The sequence below is a fragment of the Teichococcus coralli genome, from assembly GCF_009829925.1.
Lineage (GTDB): Bacteria > Pseudomonadota > Alphaproteobacteria > Acetobacterales > Acetobacteraceae > Pseudoroseomonas > Pseudoroseomonas coralli.
This window is the reverse complement of the sequence record NZ_SNVJ01000075.1, coordinates 1-306: the sequence shown is the minus strand read 5'-3', so window position 1 is coordinate 306 and position 306 is coordinate 1. Positions and strand designations below refer to the sequence as shown.

Below are 306 nucleotides of genomic sequence, written 5' to 3'. Positions count from 1 at the left end.
AGGTGTCGTTGCCGCCGCCGCCGGTGAGCCAGTCGTTGCCGGCACGGCCGTTCAGGGTGTTGGGGCTGTCGTTGCCGATGAGGCGGTTGGCGAGGCCGTTGCCGGTGAGGCTGTTCCAGCCGGTGCCGGTGAGGATGAGGTTCTCGACGTTGTCGGGCAGGACGTAGTTGTTGATCCAGGTCATGACGGTGTCGATGCCCTGGCCGGCGGCCTCGACCACCACGTCGCCGGTGGTGACGAGGTAGGTGTCGTCGCCGGCGCCGCCCTTGAGGGTGTCGCCGCCGCCGCCGTTGATCTGGTCGTTGC

General features: G+C 68.6%; 1 pseudogene. It reads right to left on the bottom strand.

From position 1 onward, the window contains the following. A pseudogene (locus E0493_RS22995) lies at nt 1-306 on the bottom strand (hypothetical protein); the annotation flags it as partial.